Raw genomic sequence first — 3,886 nt, forward strand, 5'->3', positions numbered from 1 at the left:
ACCCTATTCCCTACTCCCTACTCCCTGTTCCCTATTCCCTGTTTCCTGTTCCCTATTCCCTGTTCCCTTTGCTAAAGAATGACCCCAGAAGAACTACAGCAGTCAGTGGTTTTAATTACCAGTAGTGACCCTGAAATCACTGGTTTTGGCACTGGTTTTGTGATTCGCCAGGTTAGTGGCACCGCTTTCTTGTTGACTTGTGCTCATGTGGTGAAAGAGGTTGGTGGGCCAGAGAATGTCAAAGCTGATGGCATACCTGGCACGGTGATTGCTTCTGGGGAAGATGATGGATTGGATTTGGCAGTGTTGAGAGTAGATGGACTTTGGAATAAGCCAGAATTACACCGACAAGAAGGATTTGGTGAGAAGGGTAACTCTTTCCTAACTGCTGGCTTTCAATTATTTGCTAAAGACCATTTAATCCGACCACTGCACGGTACCCTAGGGGAGCAAGTGGGATGGTCGAAACAATCAGGGGAAAGAATTCAAAGTTGGGATTTGCACATTGTTGATGACTATGGGCTACAGCGTGGTTATAGTGGTTCGCCGGTGGTGGATGAAGCTAGTGGTGAGCTTTTGGGAGTAGTTAGCCATCGACAAGGGGATGGTAAAACTGGTTTAGCCATATCCATTGGTGCCCTTGATAGAATTTGGCGGGTTTTAGATGGTGATCAGCTTTATAAGGTATTAGTAAAGCTTGGTTACGAGTAGCAGGAACGCTTATTTTTTAGGTTAATCCGAACACAGTCTGTCGCGGCTTTTTTAATTCATGGCTATCCAGACTACGGACAACGTTGGTTATTGAATCGCTTAGTAGAAAAACATCTTCCTAATACTATTACTGGCAAAGTTATCAAAGTTAATTTAGCAAGAAAAGCTCGCAGAACTGATATCAAAGCCCTTTGGCGTGAACTGGGTAATCAGGTTGGTTTGTGGGGAAAGGGAGCGTCAGTTACTGCTATTACTGAACGAGTTTATCGCTACTGGCAAACCCAGAATGTGCTACTGGTCTTCCATGATGTACATGTGATGCCAGAAGCCTATTTAGATCAACTGATTCGTGAATTCTGGACACCTTTGGCAACTAACGCTCGCCAGGTTACCCCTAGTGCCAGTCGCTTCAAATTATTGATGTTTTTAGTAGACTACGAAGGCACTGTCGGGAATTTGGATGCTATATTTTCTGATAAAATAGACCGTACTCAACCCCAAATGCCAGTAAAATCTCCCAAGATTAATCAATTTGATGAAGATGAATTGATTGACTGGATGATGCGAGAATCTGAGGAATTACCGATCGAATTTACCCATGAGGTCGATGAAACTGTTAAAGTCGTTCTAGAAAACAGCGATAATGGCATTCCAGAGTATGTACTGGCAGAAATATGCGATCGCTGTGGCGTTGATTGGTTTAATGACGTAAAGCAACGGTGGAGACTCTGAACAACCCAAAACCTGAATATACAGGTAATCCAGCACTACAACCGCAGCCTGGAGAACGAGACAGCAAGGGACAATTGTTGTACCCTTATCTACCTAGTCGGGAATTAATTGAAGCAGTTAATTTAGCGATCTACCTGGAACGCCCTTTGTTACTGAAAGGGGAACCGGGATGTGGTAAAACCCGCTTGGCTCATGCTGTGGCTTATGAGCTCAACTTGCCTTTGAGAGTCTGGGGTGTCAAATCTACTACTCGGGCAAAGGATGGTCTTTACATCTATGATACTGTGGCTCGTTTGCGGGATGCTCAGTTAGCCGCAACCGGCATGATTAAACCAGAGGATATCCCCCGTATTAGTAATCCCGAGACCTATGTACGTTGGGGCCCGTTAGGAAATGCATTTCGGAGTGAAACCCTGACGGTGGTGTTAATTGATGAAATTGATAAGGCGGATATTGACTTTCCTAACGACTTATTAATGGAACTTGATCAACGCCAATTTACTGTAGATGAAACCGGTGAAGAAGTAATAGCCAACCAAGCCCCAATTGTTTTTATTACCAGCAATGACGAGAAGGATTTACCCGATGCTTTCTTACGGCGCTGTTTATTTCATTATGTTGAGTTTCCTTATCACCAGTTAATTGACATTCTTAATGCTCATTTTCCGAAATCACCGGAGATGCTAGTGAAGAAGACTGTAAGTCGCTTTCAGGAATTGCGTCGGGAAATGGAAAAGCATAAAGGGAATACTGGTAAAAAAGTTAGTACTAGCGAATTAATTGATTGGTTCAAGGTACTGCGCCGCCATCCCACCGATGAAATTTTGGCACAATTGGATGGAAAACTCCCCTATCCTGGTGTATTGCTGAAAAGCGTCAATGACCATATGCGCTATCTAAACCCAAAAAGGCTATGAGGGTCAATGACTTACCCCTAATGGAGTTGTTTGAAAAACTGCAAGATGCTGGCTTACCCTTGGGAATTGGTGAGTATGAAGCCTTATTGCGGGCATTGCAGGCTGGTTTTGGGATTCCAGACCGGGAAGCGTTGGCGCGATTGTGCTGTACCTTATGGGTGAAGTCGCAAGAAGAAAAGCATATTTTTGATAAGTACTTTGACAAATTTATTAAAGAATTTATTCCAACTAGTATAGCTTTAGATAATTTAGATGATTTAGATGATTTTACCACAGATGAAGGTGATTCACAGGAAAATAACTATTTTCCAAGACTTAGTTATTGGTTGATAGGAGTAGTTATTATTGGAATTGTAATTATTATATCGAATTTAATACCTCTAATAAAACCTCAGCCAGATAAACCAGTAGTAATTCAACCAAAAGAAACAAATCCAGCAACACCCCCAACTAGCCCCCATGTAACAGCTATCAATAATGATGAAAAAAATACGAATGGTAAAAACAATAGTAGTTGGCCAGTTATCCTAACTATAGGTGGAGGATCGTTATTGACTGTCTGGGTATTTTGGCACATTATTAAATCTCGCAATCGTCCGCAAGAAAAGCTGTTTAAGCCAGTAGTAATCATTCAGGAAGTAGATGAAGTACAAATTGCGAAAACAGTAAGGCAGAGTTCTCGTAAGACTAAGCCAGGGTTTAGCGATCGCATTCTGATCACTACAGGATACTGTCCCGTGACCCGTAGGCAAATGAAACAAAGCTGGCGTTACTTGCGCGGTCTGGTCAGGGAAGGAGCTAAGACAGAACTAGACATAGAAGCCACCGTTAACCAGATTGGACGGCAAGGTCTATTGCTAGAGCCTGTCTTTATCTCCCCTCGGGTCAATCGTACGGAGCTATTACTGTTAATCGACCAAGGTGGCTCAATGATACCCTTTCATCGACTATCCCATCGGCTAACAGAAACCGCCTTACAAGCTGGACACTGGGGTAAAACCACTATTTACTATTTTCACAATTGTCCAGTGGATTACCTCTATCACGACCGTGATCAGCTTGAAGCAGAATTGATTAGCAGGATTCTCTCCCAGCTTGCTGTGCAGTGGACTGTAGTTTTGATGTTTAGCGATGGTGGTGCTGCTCGTGGTGGACTTAACCCTCAGCGCATTGAATTGACCAAAGCCTTTCTAGGACAACTCAAACAGCACGTGCGTGCCATGGCTTGGCTTAATCCCATGCCTTGCTACCGTTGGACTGGCACCACCGCTGGTGAGATTAGACCCTTGGTACCAATGTTTGAATTCAGTCGCGAAGGTTTACAAAATGCAATAAATGTTTTGCGGGTAAGATGAGTAAACTGAAGATATTTTCATTATAAATATATTAAGTTTATCTCCCATGATCGACAAACCGATCCCCCATTATCCCCCTTATCAAGGGGGACTTTGAGGTTTATAACCATACTTCATATGAGCGACAAACCGATCCCCCATTATCCCCCTTATCAAGGGGGACTTTGAGGT

General features: G+C 43.2%; 3 protein-coding genes and 1 pseudogene. All 4 read left to right on the forward strand.

Going from position 1 to position 3,886, the window contains the following annotated elements; translation table 11 throughout:
* Window positions 1-78 precede the first annotated feature (78 nt).
* The 4 genes and pseudogenes from F6K57_RS39005 to F6K57_RS39020 all read left to right on the forward strand — a co-directional run bounded on the left by F6K57_RS39005 (window position 79) and on the right by F6K57_RS39020 (window position 3,715).
* Complete coding sequence (locus tag F6K57_RS39005) at window positions 79-711, forward strand: serine protease (RefSeq protein WP_293074039.1); 633 nt, start codon at window positions 79-81, stop codon at window positions 709-711.
* A gap of 12 nt (window positions 712-723) precedes the next feature.
* Window positions 724-1,443, forward strand: a pseudogene (locus F6K57_RS39010) (hypothetical protein); the annotation flags it as partial.
* Window positions 1,431-2,360, forward strand: a complete 930-nt coding sequence (locus tag F6K57_RS39015) for a MoxR family ATPase (protein WP_364305962.1) — start codon at window positions 1,431-1,433, stop codon at window positions 2,358-2,360. The pseudogene F6K57_RS39010 and the gene F6K57_RS39015, both read left to right, overlap by 13 nt.
* Window positions 2,357-3,715 (forward strand): hypothetical protein, encoded by a 1,359-nt coding sequence (locus F6K57_RS39020; RefSeq protein ID WP_293074040.1) that lies wholly within the window; start codon window positions 2,357-2,359, stop codon window positions 3,713-3,715. Before F6K57_RS39015 ends, F6K57_RS39020 begins: the two co-directional genes overlap by 4 nt.
* The last annotated feature ends 171 nt before the right edge of the window (window positions 3,716-3,886 follow it).

It is taken from the genome of Moorena sp. SIO4A5 (genome assembly GCF_010672005.1).
Taxonomy (GTDB): domain Bacteria; phylum Cyanobacteriota; class Cyanobacteriia; order Cyanobacteriales; family Coleofasciculaceae; genus Moorena.